Source organism: Pseudoalteromonas sp. Z1A8, assembly GCF_011378855.1.
GTDB lineage: Bacteria > Pseudomonadota > Gammaproteobacteria > Enterobacterales > Alteromonadaceae > Pseudoalteromonas.
The window spans coordinates 131,108-155,937 of the sequence record NZ_WTLB01000001.1 but is presented as its reverse complement, the minus strand read 5'-3'; the positions used below and the strand labels follow the sequence as shown (position 1 = coordinate 155,937).

21 protein-coding genes are annotated in these 24,830 nt (G+C 38.9%); 17 read left to right on the top strand and 4 right to left on the bottom strand.

All coding sequences use genetic code 11. The features are described from left to right. Positions 1-69 precede the first annotated feature (69 nt). The 6 genes from GQR55_RS00605 (at position 70) to hflX (ending at position 7,116) form a co-directional block, all read left to right on the top strand. Positions 70-1,287, top strand: a complete 1,218-nt coding sequence (locus tag GQR55_RS00605; protein ID WP_166419064.1) for a lipoprotein-releasing ABC transporter permease subunit — start codon at positions 70-72, stop codon at positions 1,285-1,287. Beyond that, the gene (gene lolD / locus GQR55_RS00600) at positions 1,280-1,978 is read left to right on the top strand and encodes a lipoprotein-releasing ABC transporter ATP-binding protein LolD (RefSeq protein WP_166419063.1); all 699 of its coding nucleotides are present in this window, start codon (positions 1,280-1,282) and stop codon (positions 1,976-1,978) included. Before GQR55_RS00605 ends, lolD begins: the two co-directional genes overlap by 8 nt. Next, complete coding sequence (locus tag GQR55_RS00595) at positions 1,968-3,212, top strand: lipoprotein-releasing ABC transporter permease subunit (RefSeq protein WP_166419062.1); 1,245 nt, start codon at positions 1,968-1,970, stop codon at positions 3,210-3,212. Before lolD ends, GQR55_RS00595 begins: the two co-directional genes overlap by 11 nt. Before the next feature lie 117 nt (positions 3,213-3,329). After that, entirely contained in the window at positions 3,330-3,803 is a 474-nt protein-coding gene (locus GQR55_RS00590) for a DUF1456 family protein (RefSeq protein ID WP_002960721.1), read from the top strand. A 374-nt stretch (positions 3,804-4,177) separates the two neighbouring features. After that, entirely contained in the window at positions 4,178-5,530 is a 1,353-nt protein-coding gene (gene gdhA, locus GQR55_RS00585; RefSeq protein ID WP_166419061.1) for an NADP-specific glutamate dehydrogenase, read from the top strand. Positions 5,531-5,763: 233 nt separating this feature from the next. Beyond that, positions 5,764-7,116, top strand: a complete 1,353-nt coding sequence (gene hflX, locus GQR55_RS00580) for a GTPase HflX (RefSeq protein ID WP_166419060.1) — start codon at positions 5,764-5,766, stop codon at positions 7,114-7,116. A gap of 99 nt (positions 7,117-7,215) precedes the next feature. Here hflX and GQR55_RS00575 read toward each other — a convergent pair whose 3' ends face one another. Both GQR55_RS00575 and GQR55_RS00570 read right to left on the bottom strand, forming a co-directional pair. Then, on the bottom strand, positions 7,216-8,949 hold the full coding sequence (locus tag GQR55_RS00575) for an AMP-binding protein (protein ID WP_166419059.1): 1,734 nt from the start codon (positions 8,947-8,949) through the stop codon (positions 7,216-7,218). A 185-nt stretch (positions 8,950-9,134) separates the two neighbouring features. Continuing rightward, a complete protein-coding gene (locus GQR55_RS00570) occupies positions 9,135-9,581 on the bottom strand; it encodes a DUF3010 family protein (RefSeq protein ID WP_007582681.1) in 447 nt (148 codons plus the stop codon). Between the two features lie 355 nt (positions 9,582-9,936). On the opposite strand from GQR55_RS00570, the gene thrS reads away from it, so the two are divergent. The 10 genes from thrS (at position 9,937) to GQR55_RS00520 (ending at position 20,413) form a co-directional block, all read left to right on the top strand. Continuing rightward, positions 9,937-11,847, top strand: a complete 1,911-nt coding sequence (gene thrS / locus GQR55_RS00565; RefSeq protein WP_166419058.1) for a threonine--tRNA ligase — start codon at positions 9,937-9,939, stop codon at positions 11,845-11,847. 59 nt (positions 11,848-11,906) lie between these two features. After that, positions 11,907-12,467, top strand: a complete 561-nt coding sequence (infC, locus tag GQR55_RS00560) for a translation initiation factor IF-3 (RefSeq protein WP_002960714.1) — start codon at positions 11,907-11,909, stop codon at positions 12,465-12,467. Between the two features lie 212 nt (positions 12,468-12,679). Then, positions 12,680-12,880, top strand: a complete 201-nt coding sequence (rpmI, locus tag GQR55_RS00555; RefSeq protein ID WP_002960713.1) for a 50S ribosomal protein L35 — start codon at positions 12,680-12,682, stop codon at positions 12,878-12,880. A 15-nt stretch (positions 12,881-12,895) separates the two neighbouring features. Next, positions 12,896-13,255: a 50S ribosomal protein L20 gene (rplT, locus tag GQR55_RS00550; RefSeq protein WP_002960711.1), complete on the top strand. Its 360-nt coding sequence runs from the start codon at positions 12,896-12,898 to the stop codon at positions 13,253-13,255. 301 nt (positions 13,256-13,556) lie between these two features. Continuing rightward, positions 13,557-15,374 (top strand): M14 family metallopeptidase, encoded by a 1,818-nt coding sequence (locus GQR55_RS00545; RefSeq protein ID WP_166419057.1) that lies wholly within the window; start codon positions 13,557-13,559, stop codon positions 15,372-15,374. 1 nt (position 15,375) lies between these two features. Continuing rightward, positions 15,376-16,017, top strand: coding sequence for an MBL fold metallo-hydrolase (locus tag GQR55_RS00540; protein ID WP_166419056.1), 642 nt, complete (start codon positions 15,376-15,378; stop codon positions 16,015-16,017). A gap of 106 nt (positions 16,018-16,123) precedes the next feature. After that, positions 16,124-16,582, top strand: a complete 459-nt coding sequence (locus GQR55_RS00535) for an Lrp/AsnC family transcriptional regulator (RefSeq protein ID WP_007375323.1) — start codon at positions 16,124-16,126, stop codon at positions 16,580-16,582. A gap of 127 nt (positions 16,583-16,709) precedes the next feature. Then, positions 16,710-18,266, top strand: coding sequence for a SulP family inorganic anion transporter (locus GQR55_RS00530; protein ID WP_166419055.1), 1,557 nt, complete (start codon positions 16,710-16,712; stop codon positions 18,264-18,266). Positions 18,267-18,518: 252 nt separating this feature from the next. Then, positions 18,519-19,592, top strand: coding sequence for a histidine kinase (locus tag GQR55_RS00525; RefSeq protein ID WP_166419054.1), 1,074 nt, complete (start codon positions 18,519-18,521; stop codon positions 19,590-19,592). After that, entirely contained in the window at positions 19,589-20,413 is an 825-nt protein-coding gene (locus GQR55_RS00520; RefSeq protein ID WP_166419053.1) for a LytTR family DNA-binding domain-containing protein, read from the top strand. The genes GQR55_RS00525 and GQR55_RS00520 overlap by 4 nt, the downstream gene beginning before the upstream one ends. Positions 20,414-20,481: 68 nt before the next feature. Here GQR55_RS00520 and pyk read toward each other — a convergent pair whose 3' ends face one another. After that, the gene (gene pyk, locus GQR55_RS00515; protein ID WP_166419052.1) at positions 20,482-21,918 is read right to left on the bottom strand and encodes a pyruvate kinase; all 1,437 of its coding nucleotides are present in this window, start codon (positions 21,916-21,918) and stop codon (positions 20,482-20,484) included. 379 nt (positions 21,919-22,297) lie between these two features. Between pyk and gndA the strand changes: the two genes are divergently transcribed. Then, positions 22,298-23,671 (top strand): NADP-dependent phosphogluconate dehydrogenase, encoded by a 1,374-nt coding sequence (gndA, locus tag GQR55_RS00510; RefSeq protein WP_166419051.1) that lies wholly within the window; start codon positions 22,298-22,300, stop codon positions 23,669-23,671. Positions 23,672-23,740: 69 nt separating this feature from the next. On the opposite strand, the gene ansA is transcribed toward gndA, so the two are convergent. Further along, positions 23,741-24,751: an asparaginase gene (gene ansA / locus GQR55_RS00505; RefSeq protein WP_166419050.1), complete on the bottom strand. Its 1,011-nt coding sequence runs from the start codon at positions 24,749-24,751 to the stop codon at positions 23,741-23,743. Positions 24,752-24,830 lie beyond the last annotated feature (79 nt).

The following is a 24,830-nucleotide window of genomic DNA, read 5'->3' as shown; positions in this document are numbered from 1 at the left end:
GTCATACCCAAAGGCACTTTTTTCGTGCTACTATTGCTCAATACTTTTAGGATAAGTGTTAAAAATAATATGTTTCAACCGGTTAGCTTATTTATAGGGCTTAGATATAGTCGCTCCTCTAAGGGAAATGCGTTTATATCGTTTATATCGTTTTTTTCTATTGCCGGTATCGCTATTGGTTTAATGGCTTTATTTACGGTCAGCAGTGTAATGAATGGCTTTGAAAATAGCTTAAAAACGAACATGCTAGGGCTTATTCCTCATGTTGAAATAAAAGCGGAAGCACATACCGCTACACAAATGAATACCCTAAAAACCGACCTCGAACAATCTCCCTATGTTGACCATGTAAGCTTATACCGCCACGGCGAAGCTATTTTACAAACTAATAAAGATTTACATGGCGTTTTACTGCAAGGCCTTTACGACGATAACGGCTCTTTATATAAAATAACCGACAAAATAGTGCAAGGCGATTGGAAAACCGTACTTAACAAAAACTACAGCATTGCAATAAGCCGTTATTTGAGCCGTAAATTAGGCGTTAGCGTGGGTGATAAGCTGCGCGTTATTATGCCTAACGCTTCAACTTATACGCCACTTGGGCGAGTACCTAGCCAGCGTTTATTTAAAGTTGCCGCAATATACGAAACCGGCTCTGAAATCGATATGGCACTTGCGTTTACCAGCGGCGCTTCGCTGCAACGCGTGCTTAAGCTTGATAAAAACACCGCCCCTAATTTAAGTATCTCGTTGCACGAACCGTTCGAGCTAGATGAATTTATTGAAGCCAGCCAGCTTATTTTAAATGATCATAATTATAGTGATTGGCGCAGTACCCAAGGGACTTTATTTGCAGCCGTTGCTATGGAAAAGCGCATTATGTCGATGTTGCTTGCGCTTATTGTATTGGTGGCTGTGTTTAATATTGTATCGGCTTTAACCATGATGGTGAGTGAAAAACAAGGTGAGGTAGCCATACTACAAACGTTAGGTTTAACGCCTTCCCAAGTACAAAAAGTATTTATGGTACAAGGCTTATATAACGGTGTAATTGGTACTGCAATAGGTGCGTTTTTAGGTGTTATATTTAGTTTGTATATAAATGAGTTACTGGCATTAGTAGGTTTAAACTTACTTGCAGGTATAGAGCTTCCGGTAAAATTTGATATTTTGAGTTTAGTAATAATAGCGTTTGCCAGTATTGCTATGAGCTTTTTAGCTACCTTATATCCTGCGCGTAAAGCCGCAAAAGTAAAACCAGCAGAGGTATTACGTTATGAATGATTTAGTTATTAGTTGTGAAAATTTAAGTAAAATTTATCAAGACGGCAACAACCAAGTTGAAGTATTAAAAGGCGTTGATTTAGCTTTGCAGCAAGGCGAAATGCTCGCGATTGTGGGTAGCTCAGGCTCTGGTAAAAGTACGCTTTTACATATACTTGGTACATTAGATACCGCAAGTTCGGGTAGCGCTAAAATCAAAAACCAAGAAGTTGCCAAGCTTTCGCGAACAGAGCAAGCCGCATTTAGAAACCAAAACTTAGGGTTTATCTATCAATTTCATCATTTATTAATGGAGTTTAGCGCGGTAGAAAACGTAGCTATGCCATTATTAATTAAAGGTTTAAGTGCAAAAGAGGCCAAAGTACAAGCGCTCGATATACTCGAAAAAGTAGGCCTTGCACATCGCAGCTCGCATAAACCGTCTGCACTTTCTGGTGGAGAACGCCAACGCGTGGCAATTGCCCGCGCACTGGTTACTAAACCTGCGCTTGTGCTTGCTGATGAGCCAACCGGTAATTTAGATAAACAAAATGCGATTAAAATTTACGATTTAATTAACGAGCTAAACCAAAGTTTAAACACGAGTTTTGTAGTGGTTACACACGATTTAGAGCTTGCCGATAAGCTGGGTAAAATAGCGTATTTAGATGATGGAAAACTAGCTATTAAAGAGTCGCAGCATGTTGCTTAGTGCATTTTTAAGTAAACGCTTTAGAGCTTACTCAGGCCATAAAGACGAAAAAAACGGCTTTGTTAGTTTTATCGCTAAAGCGTCAACCATTGGTATTTTATTAGGGGTCGCGGTTTTAATAGTGGCGCTGTCGGTAATTAATGGCTTTGAGCAGCAGTTAGTACACCGTTTACTAAGCGTTGTGCCGCAGGTTGAATATGTAGCACCAAGTAGGCCTATTGCAAATTGGTCGCAAAAAGTTGAGGACTTACAAACACAACCGCATGTAACAGGGGCTGCGCCATTTATTGCTGTCAATGGTATGGCGCAATATAAAAGCCAGTTAAAAGCGGTTGAAATTCGTGGTGTAGAGCCATCGCTCGAGAGTAATGTATCGGCAGTAAACCAGTTTACTAGCGGTAAATTAGTGAGCCAGTTAGGCCTTGATGACGTCATTTTAGGCAAGCAAATAGTAAAACAGTTAGATGCCAAAGTCGGCGATAATATTACGTTGCTTATTCCCCAAATAAGCCAAAAAGGTAAGTCATTATTAGCACCTAAACGCGTAACACTTAACCTTGCGGGTATCATAGAAATGGGCGGCCCAATTGATAGTACCGCTGCGTTTATTCATCTTAATAAAGCGCAGCAAGCATTAGGTTACGACGAAACCCAAGTAACAGGGCTACGATTAAGTGTTGATGATGTATTTTCGGCGCATCAAATAGCGCTAAAAGTGGGCCAAACTATTGATGACTATGTGTATATTTCTAGCTGGTTTAGAACGCAAGGCAGCCTTTATCAAGATATTCAAATGGTACGTACTATTGTTTATATTGTGGTGTTTTTAATTATTGCGGTAGCTAGTTTTAATATTGTGTCGTCTTTGGTGATGGAAGTGCGCGAAAAACAAGGCAATATTGCTATTTTAAAAACCATGGGCGCAAAAGACAGCACTATTTTAGCCACCTTTGTAATGCAGGGCTTAATGCAAGCATTTGTAGGTGTCGCGCTCGGGACATTAATTGGAGTGGTATTGGCGCTTAACATAAGCGAGCTATTTACCTGGATAAGCCAATTATTTGGTGCTAACCCGCTTGAAGGTGTTTATTTTATAGAGTTTTTACCAAGTAAATTAGCACTTGAAGACATTGGTATTACAGTGATTGTTACGTTTGTGCTTGCGATACTTGCCACTATTTATCCTGCATGGCAAGCAACGCGCGTAGATCCTGCCAAGGTGCTAGGTAATTAGGTATAAGAAGCTTAAATAAAAATTAATAGGGTGGTATTAGTAAACCTGTTAAACTAGGTGCTTATTTAAAATTAAGCAATAACTGCTTGGTTGCTATACCTCACTTTGGGATTTACTTTGACTAATAACGATATTTTACGCCGCATTCGCTACACTTTTAACTTAACTGATACTGCTATGGTCAATGTTTTTGCATCAGCAGAGCATACTGTTACCAAAGAGCAAGTAATTGCATGGTTAACTAAAGAAGGTGAAGAGGCTTTTACCCCAATAAGTGATACTGAGTTTGCTAGCTTTTTAAATGGGTTTATTAACACCCAACGTGGCAAACGCGAAGGTGAGCAACCAGAGCCTGAGAAAAAGCTAAATAACAATATTATCTTCATGAAGCTGCGTATTGCTTTAAACATGAAAGCAGAAGATGTTATTGCAACACTGGCACTTGTTGATTTTGATTTAAGTAAACATGAGTTAAGCGCATTTTCTCGTAAAGTAGACAACAAACATTACCGTGTTTGTAACGATCAAATACTACGCTTGTTTTTAACTGGTGTTCAAAAGCAGCACCGTCCAGAAGAATCTGCTGAGTAACTGGTTTTAACTAATCAGCTTTTAGTTAATGGGTTTTTTGCGATCGCAATGCAGTATAAAGCCCATTAATTGTTATATTTTTAAACAAACCCACACCTAACCTAATACTTCTAAAATTCCCTTTTAAAAAAATTACAATTTAGCCTTGCATGAATTTTCACGTGCAGTTGTGAATTTAAATTCATCTTTAATAAATAAAAATCAAACTTCCAATCAAAAATAATTCAAGTACTGAACGTTAAATATCTTAACTTTCCATGCTAAGGTAGCAGTTAATCATATTAAATTAAGACTTTAAAGCATGAATCATAAACTTGATCACGTTTACTTTAACATCTGATACATACTTTTATTATTAACACGGAAGAATAATTATGAATTATATCCATAGTACAATCGCACAATTAAAAAGTAGTAGTCCTGCACAATGCGAGTTTTATCAAGCTGTTGAAGAAGTACTTGAATCACTCGAACCTATCTTAGAAAACTCAGAAAAATACAAAAAAAATGCCATTATTCAACGCTTAGTTGAACCTGAACGTCAAATTATGTTTAGAGTTCCTTGGGTTGATGACGAAGGTAATATTCAGGTGAACAAAGGCTACAGAATTGAGTTTAATTCTGCACTTGGCCCCTATAAAGGTGGTTTACGTTTTCACCCCAGTGTAAACGCCAGCATCATTAAGTTTTTAGGCTTCGAGCAAATATTTAAAAATGCTTTAACGGGTTTACCAATTGGTGGTGGTAAGGGCGGGGCTAACTTTGATCCAAAAGGGCGTTCTGACGCTGAAATAATGCGCTTTTGCCAATCATTTATGAGCGAGCTCTATCGCCATATTGGCCCTACAACTGATGTACCCGCTGGAGATATAGGTGTAGGAGCAAGAGAAATAGGTTACATGTTTGGTCAATATAAACGTTTAACTGGTCGCTATGAAGGCGTATTAACAGGCAAAAGCCTGTTATGGGGCGGATCGCTAGTACGCAAAGAAGCAACGGGTTACGGCGCCGTTTATTTTGCTGACTACATGCTACAAGCACGCGGCGGTAGCCTACAAGGTAAGCGCTGTTTAGTCTCGGGCGCAGGTAATGTTGCTATTTATGCTATGGAAAAACTTTATCAAATGGGGGCAACACCAGTAAGTTGCAGCGACTCTCGTGGCACTGTGTATCATGAGTCGGGTATAGATTTAGACCTTATTAAGTGTTTAAAAGAGCAATCGCGTGATTGTTTAAGTACATACAAACAAACTCACCCCGATGCTATTTATATTGCTGTAAATGACTACCCTAAAGATGGGCATGCTGTTTGGCGATTTAACGCAGACGCTGCTTTTCCATGCGCCACACAAAATGAATTAACACAGGGCGATGCAAACGCATTATTAACCGGCGGCTGCTTATTAGTAAGTGAAGGCGCAAATATGCCCTCTACAAAAGAGGCTATTGAGAGCTTTATTGCTGCAAAAATTGCGTATGGGCCAGGTAAAGCCGCAAATGCTGGCGGCGTTGCAACAAGCCAATTAGAAATGGCACAAAATGCGAGTATGCAAAGCTGGACCTTTGAAGAGGTTGACGAAAAGCTAAAGCAAATTATGAAAAATATATTTGTTACCGCTAACGACACCGCTACAGAATTTGGTGAGCCTGGAAACCTTTTATTAGGCGCTAACATTGCAGGCTTTAGGCGCGTTGCAGATGCAATGATTGAGCAAGGCGTAGTGTGAACTACCCATCGACGCCGCTTCGCGTCGATCAATGGGTTTTCTCGGAAAGATTCGATAAAAAACACGATTAAATGCCAAATCTAGCCATAAGTTTATACCTAATTGTGGCTAGATTTAGTTATAAATGTGATTAGTTAATTATAACTCTATAAAGCTGAGCTATAACAGCGTAGGATCAACTTACTTTCGAATGAAAAATAGGTTTGCACCTTAGTGCATTAACACAAAAATTTATGCAAACAACTGCAAAAGCATCACTTCCAAACGCCTTACTTATTTCTATTAGCACACCACAGTTTAAAGGTGACGAAGCTACAGAGTCGCTTGCAGAACTTGCGCGCTTGGTGACTACTTTAGGGTTTAAAGTAGTAGGTACTCAATCGCAAAAGCAAAGTTCTACCCAAAAGGTTAATGTACTTGGCTCAGGCAAACTAGCAGAAATAGCGCACCTTACTGGTAATAAAGGGTCTGCTGCAGAAGAGCAAGAGGATGAAAATGTTCTTGATGACGATCCATTATCCGACATGCCGTCAGAAATCCCATCAGACGATTTAGATTTTGCTTGTGCCGATGTAGTGGTTTTTGACTGCGATTTAACGCCTTCTCAACTACGTAATGTTGAGAACCAGTTAGGTGTGGAGGTATTTGACCGTACCGGCATAATTATTGAAATATTTAGCCGCCATGCGCGAACTAAAACAGCAAAATTACAAGTTGAAATTGCTCGTCTTAATTATGTAGCGCCTCGACTTCGTGAAACATCAACCGGTGATAAAGAACGCCAAATGGGTAAAGGTGCGGGTGAAACCACACTTGAGCTAAATCGCCGTAAGGTACGTGACCAGCTAGCAGAATTAAAGCGCGAACTTGTTAGTGTTCAAGATGTAATGATGGACAGACGAACGCAGCGCTCTGAGCTATTTTCAGTGGCTTTAATTGGTTATACCAATGCGGGTAAGTCATCAATGATGCGTGCTATTACAGGCAGTGATGTAGAGGGCGAAAATAAGCTTTTTGCTACGCTAGATACTACAGTTCGTGCGTTATATCCCATTACACAGCCTCGTATACTCGTATCAGATACTGTTGGTTTTATTAAAAAATTACCTCACGATTTGGTTGCTTCGTTTCACTCAACGCTCGCTGAAGCACATGATGCGTCGCTACTTTTGTATGTTGTTGATGCGTCAGACCCTTCTTTTCGCTCACAACTTGAAGTAGTACATAAAGTACTGGCAGAGGTCGGTGTTGAAGGCAGCAAAAAATTATTAGTGCTGAATAAATCAGACCAATTAAGTACTGAGCAACAGCAATCGCTGATGGAAGAGTTTCCTGATGCGATGATGACCTCTACTCGTAACCCTGACGACATTAGTAAACTGCATAAATATATTGTTGATATTGCTCAAGAGGACATGATTGAAGAAGACGTTATTATACCGTACACCGCGAAAGGTATAGTAGGCGAAATTCGATCAAGTATGAGTGTGGTTAAAGAAGAGTATGAATATAGCCATATTAAATTAACAGTACGCTCAAGTGCGATTGATTTAGAACGTTTAAAAAAGAGAATGTTAGATTTATAATAAATCCAGCACACAAAAAGCACAGCCAATTGACTGTGCTTTTTAATCGTTGCTGAGGTAGATTGATTATTCAGAGTTCAGATTTTTTGTAGAGAAAAATTAGGAGAAGGCTTTGTCGCTTAGCTCTTCTTGCATTTGCTCTCGCATTTTAAATTTTTGCAGTTTACCTGTTACTGTCATTGGGTAGTTTTCTACAAAGCGGATATGTCGTGGCATTTTAAAGTAGGCTAGTTTGTCTTTTAAAAACTCACGAATTGCTTGCTCATCAAGCACTGCATCTTCTTTTGGTTGGATCCAAGCGCACACTTCCTCGCCATACTTTTCATCTGTTATACCAAATATGGCAGCATCTTGAATGCCCGGGTAGGTGTAAAGTACTTCTTCTATTTCGCGAGGGTAAATGTTTTCGCCGCCGCGAATAATCATATCCTTGATACGGCCGACTATGGTGACAAACCCTTCTGTATCCATTACACCTAAATCGCCAGAGTGTAACCAACCGCTGTCATCTATTGTGGCTTTTGTTTTCGATTCGTCATTCCAATAGCAGCGCATTATACCTGCACCTTTACTACACACCTCTCCAGGTTGACCAATTTGTTGAATGTTACCCAATTCGTCAATAATTTTAACCTCGGTATGCGCAAGCGCACGGCCAACAGTCGTTACTTGGCGTTCTATTGATGAATCTGTTTCGGTAATGTTGTTTATGGGGCTGCACTCAGTTTGCCCGTAAGCAATGAGCACTTGATGCATGTTCATTTGTGTTTGCACTTTTCGCATTACTTGCTCAGGGCATGTTGAACCGGCCATTACACCCGTGCGCAAAGTACTTAGGTCGTAATCGTTAAAGTTACTTAGTTCAAGCTCACTAATAAACATAGTGGGTACACCATGCAGCGCTGTACAGCCTTCTTGTTGCACTACATCAAGGGTAGTTTTTGCATCGAACGAATCACCTGGGTAAATGGCTGCAGCACCTTTGCTAACACATAATAAGCTACCTAGTACCATAGCAAAGCAATGATACAACGGGATCGGAATGCATAATTTGTCATCGCTTGTAAAGTGCATAGACTCAGCAACAAATAACGCATTATTTAAAATGTTTTTATGTGTAAGCGTTGCGCCTTTTGGGTTGCCTGTTGTACCCGATGTAAATTGGATATTGATATCTTGCTCTGCATTTAAGTTTGCACCTATTGCTTTTAGTTCAAGCTCATGTGCCGATGTTGGCAAGTTAATAACATCATTAAACGCATGCATACCAGGAGATTCTTCATCACCGATACGAATTATATTTTTAAGAGTGGGCAGTGCTTTTAAATTAAGTTTGTTTTTATCGCAACTTGCAAGTTCTGGAGCCAAACTATTAAGCATTTCTAAATAATCACTGCCTTTGAAGTTTGATGCTGTGATTAAGGTTGAACATTCAACACTATTTAAGGCGTATTGTAATTCGTTAGGGCGATATGCAGGGTTAATACACACCATTATTGCGCCAATTTTAGCTGTTGCAAACTGGGTTAAGCACCATTCAATATTATTGGGAGACCAAATACCAACGCGCTCTCCTGGTTTTACACCAAGGGCCAGTAAGCCCATAGCAAGTTGATTAACTTCTTTTTGAAACTCTTTATATGTTAAACGAATATCTTGATGATGAACGACAACGGCTAAAGCCTCTGGGTTTTTGTCGACAATAAGGTCAAGGTACTCGCCAATGGTTGAATTTGTTAAAGGTGTGCTTTGTATGCCTTTAAAATAGCTTTGCGATAACGGTAAGTGATTTATTTGTTCTACTTCTTTTACCGCAATAGTGTGTGTGTGCATTGCTCTCTCCATGAAAATGTGTGTGAGTTATGTAAACTACAAAGTTAAAATAAACACATATTGTCGACAAAGAGAAGGGTGGTTAGACTAATGTCTTAGTACCTTTATAAAATCTAATCATGTTTTTTAGACACAAAAAAACGCGTCTTACAAAGTAAGTACGCGTTTTTAAACGAGCAATGAGTTTACATTTCGTCGCTGCGGTATGTTTTTTTCATTATATAAACGTAGGCATTTACAAATGCATTTTCTTGGTACTTTTTAAGACCCGTTTCTTCAAAATCAATAGGAATAGGATTACGCTTAACCTGTTCTTTAATTTCGGTCGTGGTAAATAAACGTACATCTAAATTGTCGATTAATTGAATTGCAGTTTCCATTTTGAATCCTTTTGCGCTGCCAGCAAATTTACCTTTTGGCTGACGCTCACGAATTGCAACAGAATCAATTTGGTAGTCTTGCATTAGTTTTGCAAAATCAAATTGAAATTTACGCATTACTTCAGTGTCGTTACCGTTACCTAAGGTAAAGCGTGTTTGGCGCACATCGCGAATATCAAATACGTCATTATCTTTACTTAAAATACAAAGTAGTACATCACTACCGGTAATTTCTACACCACATGTTCTCATGTCTATTCTCTAAAATAACTTAATTACGCAGTATTATACGCAACGTACATTAAAATGCGAGTACAGGTATAGTTGTAGGTGCTTAATTAGCGCGTTGATGCTTTTATATTTTAATTAAATGATTTTTTTTGCACTAAAAGCTATATTTTGTGCTCAAAATGGGTGGATTTCACCCCTTTAAACTTGTAATTAAATGCACAGCACGCGACAATATATGCTTGTAGTTGAATAGACTCGTCATCTACATTAATTAGTCAATGCTTATTCGTAAAAGCGTTGTCGAGCCATTCTCATTTAATTTAATAAAAATACACGTGATACATTGTAGGTGTCACCACTGTAGTAAGGATTTATAATGCCAGTTATTACTCTTCCAGACGGAAGTCAACGTAGTTTTGAAAACCCTGTAAGCACGCTTGATGTTGCAAACGATATTGGTCCTGGTTTAGCTAAAGCGACCATTGCCGGTCGTGTTAATGGCGACCGTGTTGATGCATGTGATAAAATTTGTGAAGATTCTCGCCTTGAGATCATCACCGCAAAAGACGATGACGGCCTTGAAATTATTCGTCACTCTTGTGCTCACTTAATTGGTCATGCAGTTAAGCAACTTTTCCCAGACGCAAAAATGGCAATTGGTCCTACTATTGATAACGGTTTTTACTACGATATCGATATGGAACATTCATTATCACAAGATGATCTTGAAGCAATTGAAAAGCGTATGTTGCAACTAGCTAAAACAAACTACGACGTAGTGAAAAAAACAGTAAGCTGGCAAGAAGCACGCGATACATTTGAAGCGCGTGGCGAAACATACAAAATAGAAATATTGGACGAAAACATTGCTAAAGATGACCGTCCAGGGTTATATCATCACGAAGAATATGTAGACATGTGTCGTGGGCCTCACGTTCCTAACATGAAATTTTGCCAAAACTTCAAAATAATGAAAGTGGCAGGTGCATATTGGCGTGGTGATTCAGACAACAAAATGCTACAACGTATTTACGGCACAGCGTGGGGCGATAAAAAGCAACTTAAAGCGTATTTAAAACGCCTTGAAGAAGCTGAAAAACGCGATCACCGTCGTATTGGTAAAGCGCTTGATTTATGGCATTGGCAAGAAGAAGCGCCAGGCATGGTATTTTGGCACAACGATGGTTGGAGCATTTACCGCGAGCTTGAAGAATTTGTACGTGAAAAATTACGTGAATATGAGTACGAAGAAGTAAAAGGTCCAATGATGATGGACCGTTCACTTTGGGAAAAATCAGGTCACTGGGAAAAGTATTCAGAAGCAATGTTTACCACTGAGTCTGAAAAGCGTGAATACGCAATCAAACCAATGAACTGCCCAGGTCACGTGCAAATCTTTAACCAAGGTTTAAAATCGTACCGTGATTTACCACTTCGTATGGCTGAATTTGGTTGTTGTCACCGTAATGAGCCATCAGGCGCATTACACGGCTTAATGCGTGTACGTGGCTTCACACAAGATGACGCTCATATTTTCTGTACCGAAGAGCAGATAATGGACGAAGTTTCAGCGTGTATTAAGATGGTTTATGATACATATGAGACATTCGGGTTTGAGAAGATTGTAGTTAAGCTTTCAACTCGCCCAGAACAACGCATTGGTGAAGACCATATGTGGGATAAAGCAGAGCTTGCTTTAGCCGAAGCACTTAAGCTAAACGATATTGAATTTGATTATCTTCCAGGCGAAGGTGCTTTTTACGGTCCGAAAATTGAATTTACTTTGTACGATTGTTTAGACAGAGCGTGGCAGTGTGGTACAGTGCAATTAGACTTTGCATTACCGGGTCGTTTAGGCGCTACTTATGTAGCAGAAAATAACGAACGTCGTACACCTGTAATGATACATCGTGCCATTTTAGGTTCTATTGAACGCTTTATTGGTATTTTAACAGAAGAGTACGCTGGTTTATTCCCGACGTGGCTTGCGCCAAAGCAAGCGGTAATCATGAATATTACCGATAAACAGGCTCCTTATGTTAAAGAAGTTGTACAAAAATTAAATAAACTTGGAATTAGAGCCGCTGCTGACTTGAGAAATGAGAAGATTGGCTTTAAAATCCGTGAGCATACACTTAAGCGTATTCCATACTTGCTTGTTGTTGGCGATAAAGAAGTCGAACAACAAGAAGTAGCAGTGCGTACTCGCACAGGTGAAGACCTAGGCAAATTTAATGTCGATGATTTTGTAGCTAAAATTAGCGAAGAAATTAAAAATCGACAGTAAAAATCGAGCGTGTAAGGCATTAACAAACAGCCAATTACACGCTTATATTATTGATATTCTTGGAGGAACGTACTATTAGAGGCGGCAAGAAAGGGCAACAAACAGCTCAAAAAAATCGTATTAACGAAGAAATTACAGCGCAAGAAGTTCGTTTAATTGACATTGAAGGCGAACAAGCTGGAATTCAGTCATTACAAGACGCGCAAACTATGGCCGATGCAGCGGGTGTTGATCTTGTTGAGATCAGTCCAAACGCTGAGCCGCCTGTTTGTAGAATCATGGATTACGGTAAGTTCATCTTTGAAAAAAGCAAAGAACTAAAAGAACAGAAGAAGAAGCAAAAGCAAATCCAGATAAAAGAAATCAAATTCCGTCCTGGTACGGATGAAGGTGATTATCAGGTTAAGCTTCGCAACTTACGTAAGTTCTTAGAAGCTGGCGATAAAGCTAAGATTACTATCCGCTTCCGTGGTCGTGAAATGGCTCACCAAGAAATTGGTATAGAATTATTAAACCGTATCAAAGCCGATTTAGAAGAACTTGCAGTAGTCGAGTCTTTCCCAAATCGTGTTGAAGGTCGCCAAATGGTTATGATGATGGCGCCTGTTGCTAAAAAATAATTTTTAAGCGATAATACGCACCGAAATTAGCTCAGGTCTGCAAGTAATATGCGAATATTCACCTGAGTTAACCGGTTTTAAAGTAAGATTGCGGCATTTATGCTGGGTCTTCACCGGAACATGGCAGTAAGTTAGGCCTAAAAGTGGAGCTATAGAAATATATCTCACGCCTGCTTACTAATTTAAAAGCAATACAATTTGGAGTTATTGCAATGGCTTATAAGCTAAAAAGTCACAGTGGCGCTGCTAAGCGTTTCAAAAAGACTGCTTCTGGCGGTTTCAAGCGTAAACAAGCGCATCTTCGTCATATTCTGACTAAGAAAACTTCTAAGCGTAAGTTACACCTACGTCCTAAGATGATGGTTCATAAAAATGACCATGGTCTAGTTTCACGTATGTTACCGTTCGCTTAATAGGGGTTTTTAGAAATGGCAAGAGTTAAACGCGGCGTTGTCGCACGTGCACGTCACAAAAAAGTTTTAAAACAAGCAAAAGGTTACTACGGAGCACGTTCACGTGTTTACCGCGTAGCTTTCCAGGCTGTTACTAAAGCGGGTCAATACGCTTACCGTGACCGTCGTGCGAAGAAACGTACTTTCCGTCAATTATGGATTGCACGTATCAATGCTGCTTCACGTCAAAATGGTCTGTCTTACAGCCGTTTTATCAATGGTCTTAAAAAGACATCTGTAGAAATCGATCGTAAGATCCTTGCAGATATCGCTGTTTATGACCAAGTTGCATTCGCAGCGCTTGTAGAAAAAGCAAAAGAAGGCCTAGCCGCTTAAGCTTTTTCATATAAGTATTAAAAAAGGAGCCTATGGCTCCTTTTTTTGTGCCTGTAATTTAGTAACTTACACTTTTGTTTTAATAATTTAGCGGAGTTGTTTTATGTGTTTTTTAAATTGGGTTTATAAATAGTAATGTAATGAATTACTGTACTTAATCGTGTTATAAAGCCTTAAAAGACATGGGTGAATGAGTGACATGTAATTGGCTGTATTTTTTTGTTGAATCACCGCAGTTTCCTCATTATAAAAAATTTAGTTGATATAATTTATATAATTGAGGCGTTTGTTAGAGAATTTTATGTTTGCAAGTTTACTAGTTTTATCTGCAAGTGTGGCGTATGACGCGCACTTACCTCCACTCATAGAGTGGCAGGGAAAAAGTGTAGAGCTTTTACAAAAAGAAGGTCCGTTAACTACCGACTTTGAATTATCTTCAGGTGAAGCGTCACCAAATTATGCAAATACAATGGCATTTGTAGATAGGTTAGTTGCTGCAAATCCGACTCAGTTTCAATCTCAAATCATTGGCTATAGTAATAGCAAGCGTGCAATAAAAATGCTAATTGCCAGTGAGCAAGGCTTTTTTGAAGCAAGACAAATGGCTAATAGTACAAAGCCGACTATTTTTATTCAGGCAGGTATTCATTCTGGTGAAATAGACGGTAAAGATGCCATGTTTATGCTACTTAGAGACATAGCGACGGGTAAGCGTCGTGATATTTTAAAAAAGGTAAACATATTATTTATTCCTATTTTAAATGTAGATGGGCACGAACGTAGCAGTGTATTTAATCGTATAAACCAACGAGGCCCTGCTAAAATGGGCTTTAGAACAAATGCAAACAACCTTAATTTAAATCGCGATTTTACTAAACTTGATACGCCAGAAGTCAGAAGTGTTTTAAAGGTTATTAACGACTACAGCCCAAATTTATACATTGATGTACATGTTACCGATGGGGCAGATTACCAATACGATGTGACCTATGGCTACAATCCGGTATTTTCAAGCGAATCGCCTGCGGTATCTGACGCTTTAAACCAGTTTTTTAAACCTCTGATTGACGATACACTGGCTGAACAAGGCCACACCCCAGGGCCACTTGTTTTTGTTATGGACAAGCGCGACTTTAAAAAAGGGTTAGCGGGGTGGGTTGCTACACCACGTTTTTCAAATGGTTGGGGCGATTTAAAATCATTACCTACAATTTTAGTAGAAAACCACTCATTAAAACCTTACAAGCAACGTGTATTAGGGACTTACGTCTTTTTAGATGGCGCCATTAATGCGCTATCAAAGCACAGCCATGAATTAGCTAATGCGGTAAAAAAAGAACAAGCGTTTGTTCCTAAACAGTTAATAGTAAAACGTGGTTATGCAAAGCAAGCTGATACAATTGCACAGTTTAAAGGCATTGAGTACTCAACAAGCATGAATGCACTTTCTGGCCAAAATGAAGTTAAGTATTTAGGTAAAGCACGCACCTATACCGACTTACCTATTTATTGGCAAAAAGATGTACAGCACACAGTTGAGGTCCCTAAAGCGTTTTTTATCCCGCCTGTATATGGCAATATTGTTGAAAAGTTAAAGCTACACGGTGTGTCTATTAATAAACTTGAAGGGGCGAATACACAGCCTTTAAAAGTGGCTAAAGTAAAAGACTATACGTTTGATAAAGCACCTTTTGAAGGACGTTTTAGAGTATCAGCAACTTTTGATTATGTGCCTGCTATTAATGTCGATTTAGATGGCTGGTATCAAGTCAATACCCAACAAAAAGCAGGTGAGCTTGCTGTGCATTTGTTGCACCCTGAAGCACCTGATTCATTCTTTGCTTGGGGAGAATTTAATACAATTTTTCAGCGTACTGAGTACATGGAAAATTATGCGCTAATTCCATTCGCACGCCAAATGCTAAAAGACAATCCAAAGTTAGCGCTTAAGTTTGACGAGAAGCTTAAAGATAAATCATTCGCGAATGACGCAGATGCGAGATTAAATTGGTTATATGAGCAAAGTCCATTTTATGATCAAGCGTACTTAAAGTATCCGATACTTATGTCATTCGAAGAAGAAGTGGTTATCCCGGATCAAAAAAGTAAAGAAATCTAATATGCAAATAATAACTATACCCGTCACTGCATTTGCACAGAATAGCCGTATCATTGCGTGTAGCGAAACTAAACAAGCGGTAGTTGTGGATCCTGGTGGCGATGCAGAAAAAATAATCGCGGCCCTAAATGAGCATAAATTAAAACTAAATACTATTTGGTTAACGCACGGGCATTTAGATCATGTGGGTGCGGCAGATATTTTGCGAAATCAATTTAACGTACAAATTATTGGTCCACAAAAAGATGAGTACTTTTGGTTTGAAAACTTGCCTATGCAAGCACAAATGTTCGGGTTTAAAGCTATTGAGCCGTTTTATCCAGATATTTGGTTAAACCATAACGACACCGTAAGCGTAGGTAAACTTAGCTTTGTAGTGAAACACTGCCCGGGGCATACACCCGGTCACATTGTGTTTTATCAACAAGAGCACGAGTGCGTTATTGTAGGTGATGTTATTTTTAAGGGTTCAGTAGGGCGCACTGATTTTCCTAAGGGGAATAGTGAGCAACTTATTGAATCAATTAAAACGCAAATTCTTACACTGCCGGATAGCACTAAAATTTTAGCTGGACACGGAAGCGACACGACAGTCTGTTTTGAAAAACAAACAAATCCCTTTGTCAGAGGTAAGTTTGGTTAAATAACTTATTGAAGGTTAGTTAACTGTATAAAAATTAAAAATAAGCAGACTGTGTTTTAAAATGGCTGTATAATTTAACCAGTTTATTTGATAAATAAGAAATAAAATGTCTCTAAATCACGTAGATCGCCAAATATTGGCACTTTTACAACAAGATGCTAGTTTATCAACCGCAGAAATTGCAGATAAAGTAGGCTTGTCTCAATCTCCATGCTGGCGTCGAATTGCCAAGCTAGAGCAAGATGGTTATATAAAAAGCAAAGTGGCTCTTTTAGATGAGAAAAAGCTTGGCTTTGATATGCTGGTATACGCACATGTGCGTTTATCAAACCACGGTAAAAAGAACCTTGCTGAATTTGAAAAACTTATAATGAGTTACGATCAAGTCACAGAGTGTTACACAATGGCCGGAACAATGGACTTTATGCTGCGCATAATTTCACAAGGCATTGAAGGATATGAGCACTTTGTACGCGATAACTTGTTAAGCTTAGAATATGTACAGGAAGTACATTCTAACGTAACAATGACATGTGTAAAACGCAGTACTTCTCTTCCTTTATAAAGCACTTCTTTGTAAAGCTAAACCCCTTTTAGTTTAGCTTTACCGCACAATGACAATTGTTAACTGAGCGCTATTTTGATAGAATTTAGCGCTTTTTTTTTACCCATAATACCATTTGAGGAACTCAATGTTTAACTTACTCAGTAGGGCGCCTAGCTCTGCTAAAAACGATATTCTATCTGGATTAACTGTGGCGCTTGCCTTAGTTCCAGAAGCTGTTGCGTTTGCCTTTGTTGCAAATGTAGAACCTTTAGTTGGTCTATATGCCGCGTTTATCGTTGGTTTAATTACGGCTATATTTGGTGGCCGCCCTGGTATGATTTCAGGTGCAACCGGTGCACTAGCTGTTGTTATGGTAAGTTTAGTACTTGATCATGGTGTTGAGTACCTATTTGCGACCGTATTGCTCATGGGCATACTGCAGATACTCGCGGGTGTATTTAAACTCGGTAAGTTTATCCGTATGGTTCCTCATCCGGTAATGCTTGGTTTTGTAAATGGCTTAGCCATTGTTATATTTTTAGCCCAATTAGGACAATTTAAAGTGCCTGATGGTATGGGCGGACAAGAATGGATGACGGGTAACCCGTTATATATTATGCTTGGTTTAGTGGCTTTAACCATGGCTATTATTCAGTTTTTACCTAAACTAACAACGGCTGTACCCTCTACATTAGTCGCTATTATTACAGTGACCGCTTTAGTCATTGGTTTGGATTTAGAAGCGCATACTGTAGTTGATTTCTTAAAAGGAATGACAGGCGACGAAGCTGCAACAATTGCAGGCGGTTTACCTCAGTTTCATATTCCTATGGTGCCGTTTACTTTCGAAACGCTACAAATTATTTTTCCTTATGCACTTATTTTAGCGGCTATTGGTTTAATTGAATCATTATTAACGCTTAGCTTAATTGACGAGATTACAGAAACTCGCGGTCATAGTAATAAAGAGTGTATAGGCCAAGGCGCTGCAAATATTACTTGTGGTATGTTTGGTGCTATGGGTGGTTGTGCAATGATTGGTCAATCAATGATCAACATTAACTCAGGTGGTCGTTCTCGCTTATCGGGTATAAGTGCTGCATTGATGTTGCTTGCGTTCATCATATTCGCTTCAAGCTTAATTGAGATGATCCCACTAGCTGCACTTGTTGGTGTTATGTTTATGGTTGTATTAGGTACGTTTGAATGGGCTAGCTTTAAAATGATGAAGCGTGTTCCTCTATCTGACGCCTTCGTAATAGTACTTGTATCGGGTGTGACGGTTGTTACTGATTTAGCGATTGCAGTGTGTGTAGGTGTTATTGTATCTGCGCTGGTATTTGCTTGGCAGCATGCTAAACACATATACACAACGAACTACATTGATGAAGACGGCGCTAAAGTATATGAGCTACATGGTCCACTTTTCTTTGGTTCAGTTAAAAACTTTGCAGAGTTGTTTGATGTTAAAAACGACCCTAAAAATGTCATTGTTGAGTTTAAACATAGCCGTGTATCAGATCACAGTGCAATAGAAGCGATAGATACACTCGCTGATAAGTACACTAAAGCGGGTAAGCAACTTCACTTACGTCATTTGAGTAAAGACTGTACGCAGTTACTACACAAAGCACGCGATTTAGTTGAAGTAAATGTAATTGAAGATCCTACTTATAAAGTGGCTTCTGACAAACTAGCTTAATTTACACCAAGCTGTTTGTGTATAAAAAGCGAAAGGTGAATTAACCTTTCGCTTTTTTAGTGCTTCGACTATCTGTTTGCGGTAAGACTCTTAAAAAGCAAGGTAGGCTGTAGTGCTATGCAAACTCATAAATCTATATAATAAGACTACCTAATTTTATAAAAATCATCCCTACATAGGTAAAAATAATAAAGAATAACAAACGCCTATTTTATAAAATTAGTCTTTAACTATACGGAGTAAATATCTATTTTGAACTGGCAATCTTTAGTCGATAACAGACAACGCTTTTTTTGGCTTTTGCAAATTGCAGGCTGGATTGGTTACGCGCTAGTAAATTACATCGGCTCCAAAGTATTTGAAATGCGTGATATATACGTATTTGTTATTTTACTCAATGCTTACGCCGGTTGCTTAATGACAGTGCCACTTAGGTATATCTACCGTAAAATTTGGAATGCTTCGCCCTGGGTATTAATAATTGTAGTATTTGGTGCCTCTTATATAACAGGTACTTTATGGGCTATTGTTCAAAAATTTAATTTGTGGGAGATATATCGCCATGGCTATAGGCCAGAGGAGTGGTTTTATTACCTGCAACAAGGCTTAGATTCAGTTTATATTATACTGTGTTGGAGCGGATTATATTTTGGTGTTAAGTATTATCAATTGTTACAAGGTGAACGCCAAAAAGCGCTTAAAGCGACAACCATGGCACACGAAGCACAATTAAAAATGTTGAGATACCAGCTTAATCCTCATTTTCTATTTAATACACTTAATGCTATTTCCACATTAATTTTGGTAAAAGAAAACAAAGATGCTAATTTAATGGTGTCGAAGCTTAGTGATTTTTTACGTTATACACTCAATACCGATCCAATTAAAAAAGTACCGTTGGAGCAAGAGCTGCATGCACTTATGTTGTACCTTGAAATTGAACGTGTACGTTTTGACGAACGACTAAAAGTTAACGTTGAAGTAAGCGAGGAAGCTAAACAAGCATTATTGCCAAGCTTAATTTTGCAACCGATTATTGAAAACGCAATTAAGTACGCTATTGCTCATCTAACAGAAGGTGGTGTAATAGATATTAAAGCGCAGGTGTTTGCTAACGAATTATTATTAGAAGTTGGCGATAACGGACCAGGTACAGACATAAAAGATGGTCAGTTAGTCAATGCACAGGGCGTTGGTGTAGCAAACACAAAAGATAGATTAAAAACGCTCTACGAGAATAATTATTCGTTTGTATTATCACATAATACGCCAAGTGGATTAAAAGTTAATCTGCGAATCCCGTTTGAGAAGGCTGTGAAGAAATGATAAAAATAAAAACACTTATTGTTGATGATGAACCATTAGCACGTAAAGGTTTAGATGTAAGGCTTGCAGAGTTTACTGATATTGAAGTAATCAAACTATGCAGCTCAGGTGCTGATGCTATTGAAACATGTAAAAACGAGAAAATAGACTTAGTATTTCTAGATATTCAAATGCCAGGCATGAATGGCTTTGAAGTTGCCCGAGCGCTTAGTGAAAGCACAAAAGTGCTTCCTGCCATTGTGTTTGTAACTGCTTTTGATCAATTTGCAGTTAAAGCGTTTGAAATTCATGCTTTAGATTACATTTTAAAACCCGTTGATGATAACAGACTAAAACAGGCGGTAGAAAAAGTGCATACCTACTTAAAAACGCAGCAAGACAACGCCCATAAGAAAAAACTAGCGAGTTTTGTAGCCGGGATCACTGGTAATAATTGCGAAGAAATTCTAAAAAAATTAGCCACTGGCGACACCTTAACAGACAGGCGTTACCCAGAGTCACTCGCTGTAAAAGAGCAGGGGGAAATAGTTAGAGTCCCCGTTGCTACTATTCAATGGGTTGATGCTGCTGGCGACTACATGTGTTTACATTGTGAAGATGGTCAAACACATATTTTACGTAAAACAATGAAAGAGCTAGAACAAGAGCTCGACCCTCAGTTGTTTGTACGCGTACACCGCAGTGCAATAGTAAATACAAAGCAAATTAGTAAGTTGGTTACGCAGGTAAGTGGTGAGTATTTATTAGTACTTGAAAATGGCCAAGAACTTAAAGTAAGCCGTAGCTACCGTGATAAAGTAAAAGCAGCACTAGCAAGTTAAAACCAACGCCTTTACTACAGATACAAAAAATGCGAGCTAAGCTCGCATTTTTTATATTTAGCTTTTAATTATGCAACGGTTACAATTTTCATTGTGTTAGTTGCGCCCACAGTTTCCATTGAGTCACCGTGAGTAATAATTACCGTATCGCCAGCTTGTAATGAGCCTTGAGCTACAAGTGTATCAAGTGCTGCTTTTACCATGCCGTCTTTTTCAGTTTTTGTAGAATCAAAAAACACCGGGTAAACACCACGATAAAGTGCAGTTTGACCTAATGTACTTGCATGACGAGAAAGCGAGTAGATTGGTAAGCCTGAGCTGATACGCGACATTAATTTAGCCGTACTACCAGATTCAGTGAGTGTGATAATTGCTTTAACCGAATCTAAGTGATTAGCTGCATACATAGCAGAAAGCGCGATAGATTCAGCGTTGTTAGAAAAACGACTATCTAAACGATGCTTAGAAACGTGTGTTTCTTTTTGCGACTCAGCACCTAAACAAACACGTGCCATAGTTGCCACTGTTTCTTCAGGATAATCACCCGCTGCTGTTTCAGCTGAAAGCATTACAGCATCAGTACCATCAAGAACAGCATTTGCCACATCCATAACTTCTGCACGTGTAGGCATAGGGTTATCAATCATCGATTCCATCATTTGCGTTGCTGTTACTACAGTACGATTTAATGAACGAGCACGACGAATAATTAGTTTTTGCTTGCCCATAAGTGCAGCATCACCAATTTCAACACCTAAATCACCACGAGCAACCATTACTGCGTCAGACGCTAGAATAATGTCATCAACAGCTTCTTGTGTTTCAACGGCTTCAGCACGTTCAATTTTTGCAAGTAGTTGTGCTTTTGAACCAGCAGCTTCAGCAAGTGAACGTACGTAGCGCATATCGTCGCCACTACGTGGGAATGATACGGCAATGTAATCTACGTCAATTTCAGCGGCAGTTATTAAATCTTCTTTATCTTTTTCAGTAAATGCTGGAGCCGTTAAGCCACCACCTAAACGGTTAATGCCTTTATTGTTAGATAAAACGCCACCAACAGTTACAGTACAATGTACTAAATGGCCAGCAACTTCATCAACACTAAGTTGGATAAGGCCATCGTTTAGTAAAAGTAAATCGCCAGTGGTTACATCGTTAGGTAACTCTTTGTAGTCGATACCTACAGAGTTTACGTCGCCTTCGCCTTTTTCCATTTTTGCATCAAGGGTAAATTTTGCACCTACAGCAAGTGTTACTTTACCTTCTTTAAAAGTAGAAACACGGATTTTAGGACCTTGAAGGTCAGCAAGTATAGCAATATGCTTGCCTAATCTTTTTGCGATATCGCGCACTGCTTGTGCACGGTCTTTATGATCTTGGGCAACACCATGTGAGAAGTTTAAACGTACTACATTTGCCCCAGCGATAATAATTTTTTCTAGGTTGTTATCTCTATCGGTAGCAGGTCCAAGGGTAGCGACTATCTTTGTGCGTCTTAGCATCAATTTCTCCTGAGTGCTTGGTGAAAGCATGTTGACGATTATTTTGTTGACTTAAAGTAACTATATTAGAACAAAATATTTTAGTTATGAGCAAACTTCAAATGTTTGCCACTATTTTATACAAAACTATTGTGTCATCATTATGACACCGGTGTCAGAGTGCGTCAATGATCTTAATTTCAATTAGCTTTGCTTTTAGTCAACCCGAGAGCATCGATGTTTGATATAATTACGTAGCTTATTTATCTGTAATAAAAAAGCATGTTGTTACTTGCTCATGGTTAGCATTTTATGACTGCATGAGTATAATGCACGCGGTATTATTTAATTTATACACTGAATTTTCTACCCAAATAGTTGTTACCGAGGAGGACACTAAATGCAAGTTGCATTAGTAGGGTTAGGCGTTATGGGGAAAAATCTTGCCCTAAACTTGATTGAAAAAGGGATAACGCTAGTCGCTTATGACAAAAACCCACATGCGGGTGAAGAGTTACTAAGTTGTGCTAAATCTCAAGGCATGGCTGATAGGCTTCACATTGTTTCTGATTTAAGAGACATGGTTAGACGTTTAGAAGCACCTCGTTCTATTTTGTTACTTGTTCCTGCTGGCGAATTAGTTGATTCTGTTTGTAATGAACTAGTTGAAGCAGGCGTAGAATGTAACGATATCATTGTTGATTGCGGTAACAGTAATTATAAAGATGGTATAACTCGCAAACTTAAATACCAAAATAAATTTGAATTTGCCACTATGGGCATTTCAGGTGGGGCAGAAGGCGCTCGCCACGGTCCTGCAATGATGGCAAGTGGTTCTGAGGGCGGTTGGGGTCGAATAGAACCTTGGTTCGAAAAAGCTGCAGCAAGCTTTAATGGCGAATCGTGTTTTGCACGTGTTGGTCAATCAGCCAGTGGACACTTTGTAAAAATGGTTCACAACGGTATTGAATATGCACTTATGCAACTTATTGCAGAAGTATATCAATTACTACGTATCGGCACAGACCGTTCACCTAAAGAAATTGCTGAGATATTTAATGACTGGTCAGAAGGTCAATTGAACAGCTACTTACTCTCTATTTCTAGCCATATATTGTCACTTGAAAATCACAATAATGTGCCGCTTGCAGACTTAATTGATAATAAAGTAGGCGCTAAAGGTACTGGCCTTTGGACTGCCCAAAATGCATTAGAGCTTGGCATTGCTGTGCCATCACTCGTTGCTGCTGTACAAGCTCGTCATTTAACTAATGCGTGTAATACAACAGCTGCACAAGAAATGTCATATGCGTCTAAATCAACTAACAATGTTGAAATTGATTTAGAAGAGCTAAAAGAAGCCTTCTTACTTGCAAGTTTACTTGCATACCGTCAAGGTTTAGCGTTAATTAAAGGTGCATCTCGTACTCACCAGTGGAAAGTAGATTTATCTAAAACGCTTCAAACTTGGCGTGCAGGTTGTATTATTCGTGCTGACTACCTTGATAGTGTTGCACAAGGTGTTGAGTTTATTGATACCCTTGAAAAAGAATCTAACTCTTTACGAAAAATTACCGGCCAAGCAATAATGACGGGGTTAGCATTTCCAGTATTGGGTGCTACACAAACGTATTTAGCAACATTAACGACACCAAGTAATGGGCATTTAGTACAAGCCCAGCGTGATTACTTTGGTGAGCATGGCGTAAAAACCCACAGTGGTGAAACATGCCATTTAACTGACCTAGTAGATATTGACGCTAAAGTTAGATAATAAACAGTTGTTTAAAACGATAAAGGCACGCTATTTAGCGTGCCTTTTGTATTTTTAGCTTTGCGAGATTTAACGGCTTAACTCACCACGTAAATTGTCTTGCATTAAATGACGAATCGTCTCGACCTCTAGCTTTTGGCTAAATAAATAATGCAATTTAGTTAAACAGGCCTCAAGGGTCATATCGTACCCACTAATTACACCAATATTTAACAGTGCATTACCTGTAGCATAACCGCCCATGTTTACATGGCCTTTTAAGCACTGGGTTAAATTAACAATGACGACACCGCGCTTGCTAGCATCTTCAAGTATTGATAAAAAATCAGGATCTTGTGGTGCATTACCCACACCAAAGCTAAGTAACACAAGCGCCTTAATACTGCCATTAACTAAACTTTTAACCACTTCTTGACTAATACCAGGGTATAAATAAAGTACACCAATAGGTTGAGGTGTAATAGGGGTTACTTGAAGTTCGTTTTCAACATAAGGGCTAAGCTGGCCTTTAATAAGCTCAATGCTAATACCTGATAGCGCTAAAGGATCGAGATTGGGTGAGGCGAATGCATTAAAACCATCAGCATGTGCTTTAGTTGCTCTATTACCTCTAAATAGCTGGTTATTAAAAAATAAGCTTACTTCAGCAATAGGGTAGTTGGCTGCTAAATACATGGCATTGAGTAAGTTAACTTGCCCGTCAGATCGCAATTGAGATAGTGGTATTTGCGAGCCTGTTACAATCACAGGTTTAGTTAAATTTTCGAACATAAACGATAGTGCTGAGGCTGTATAGGCCATGGTATCGGTACCATGGAGGACTACAAAGCCGTCATAGTCTTGATATTTGCTTTTAATGTCATCAGCAATAAGTTGCCAATGCTCAGGAGACATATCTGATGAATCAATAAGCGGGCAATATTCGTGAATATCAAATAAAGGCATTTCATCACGGTTAAACTCTGCGTTATTAACCACTGTTTCTGTTAAAAAACCTTCAGCCGGAATATAGCCTCGGCTCGATTTTTTCATCCCTATAGTACCGCCAGTATAAGCGATATAAATGCGTTTACGTTTCATAAAAAAAGCCCAGTAAAAAAACTGGGCTTAGTATAACGTTAAGTAACTTTAAATACAGCTACTTAGAGTAGTAGATGCA

Excerpts from the sequence above, each read along its gene's own strand:
- pyk (WP_166419052.1), bottom strand. The coding sequence starts at position 21,918 with ATGCTAAGACGCACAAAGATAGTCGCTACCCTTGGACCTGCTACCGAT.
- ansA (WP_166419050.1), bottom strand. The coding sequence starts at position 24,751 with ATGAAACGTAAACGCATTTATATCGCTTATACTGGCGGTACTATAGGG.
- GQR55_RS00595 (WP_166419062.1), top strand. The coding sequence starts at position 1,968 with ATGTTGCTTAGTGCATTTTTAAGTAAACGCTTTAGAGCTTACTCAGGC.
- hflX (WP_166419060.1), top strand. The coding sequence starts at position 5,764 with ATGCAAACAACTGCAAAAGCATCACTTCCAAACGCCTTACTTATTTCT.
- GQR55_RS00535 (WP_007375323.1), top strand. The coding sequence starts at position 16,124 with ATGTCTCTAAATCACGTAGATCGCCAAATATTGGCACTTTTACAACAA.
- GQR55_RS00540 (WP_166419056.1), top strand. The coding sequence starts at position 15,376 with ATGCAAATAATAACTATACCCGTCACTGCATTTGCACAGAATAGCCGT.
- rpmI (WP_002960713.1), top strand. The coding sequence starts at position 12,680 with ATGGCTTATAAGCTAAAAAGTCACAGTGGCGCTGCTAAGCGTTTCAAA.
- GQR55_RS00530 (WP_166419055.1), top strand. The coding sequence starts at position 16,710 with ATGTTTAACTTACTCAGTAGGGCGCCTAGCTCTGCTAAAAACGATATT.
- lolD (WP_166419063.1), top strand. The coding sequence starts at position 1,280 with ATGAATGATTTAGTTATTAGTTGTGAAAATTTAAGTAAAATTTATCAA.
- thrS (WP_166419058.1), top strand. The coding sequence starts at position 9,937 with ATGCCAGTTATTACTCTTCCAGACGGAAGTCAACGTAGTTTTGAAAAC.
- GQR55_RS00570 (WP_007582681.1), bottom strand. The coding sequence starts at position 9,581 with ATGAGAACATGTGGTGTAGAAATTACCGGTAGTGATGTACTACTTTGT.
- GQR55_RS00605 (WP_166419064.1), top strand. The coding sequence starts at position 70 with ATGTTTCAACCGGTTAGCTTATTTATAGGGCTTAGATATAGTCGCTCC.
- GQR55_RS00520 (WP_166419053.1), top strand. The coding sequence starts at position 19,589 with ATGATAAAAATAAAAACACTTATTGTTGATGATGAACCATTAGCACGT.
- rplT (WP_002960711.1), top strand. The coding sequence starts at position 12,896 with ATGGCAAGAGTTAAACGCGGCGTTGTCGCACGTGCACGTCACAAAAAA.
- gndA (WP_166419051.1), top strand. The coding sequence starts at position 22,298 with ATGCAAGTTGCATTAGTAGGGTTAGGCGTTATGGGGAAAAATCTTGCC.
- GQR55_RS00545 (WP_166419057.1), top strand. The coding sequence starts at position 13,557 with ATGTTTGCAAGTTTACTAGTTTTATCTGCAAGTGTGGCGTATGACGCG.
- gdhA (WP_166419061.1), top strand. The coding sequence starts at position 4,178 with ATGAATTATATCCATAGTACAATCGCACAATTAAAAAGTAGTAGTCCT.
- GQR55_RS00575 (WP_166419059.1), bottom strand. The coding sequence starts at position 8,949 with ATGCACACACACACTATTGCGGTAAAAGAAGTAGAACAAATAAATCAC.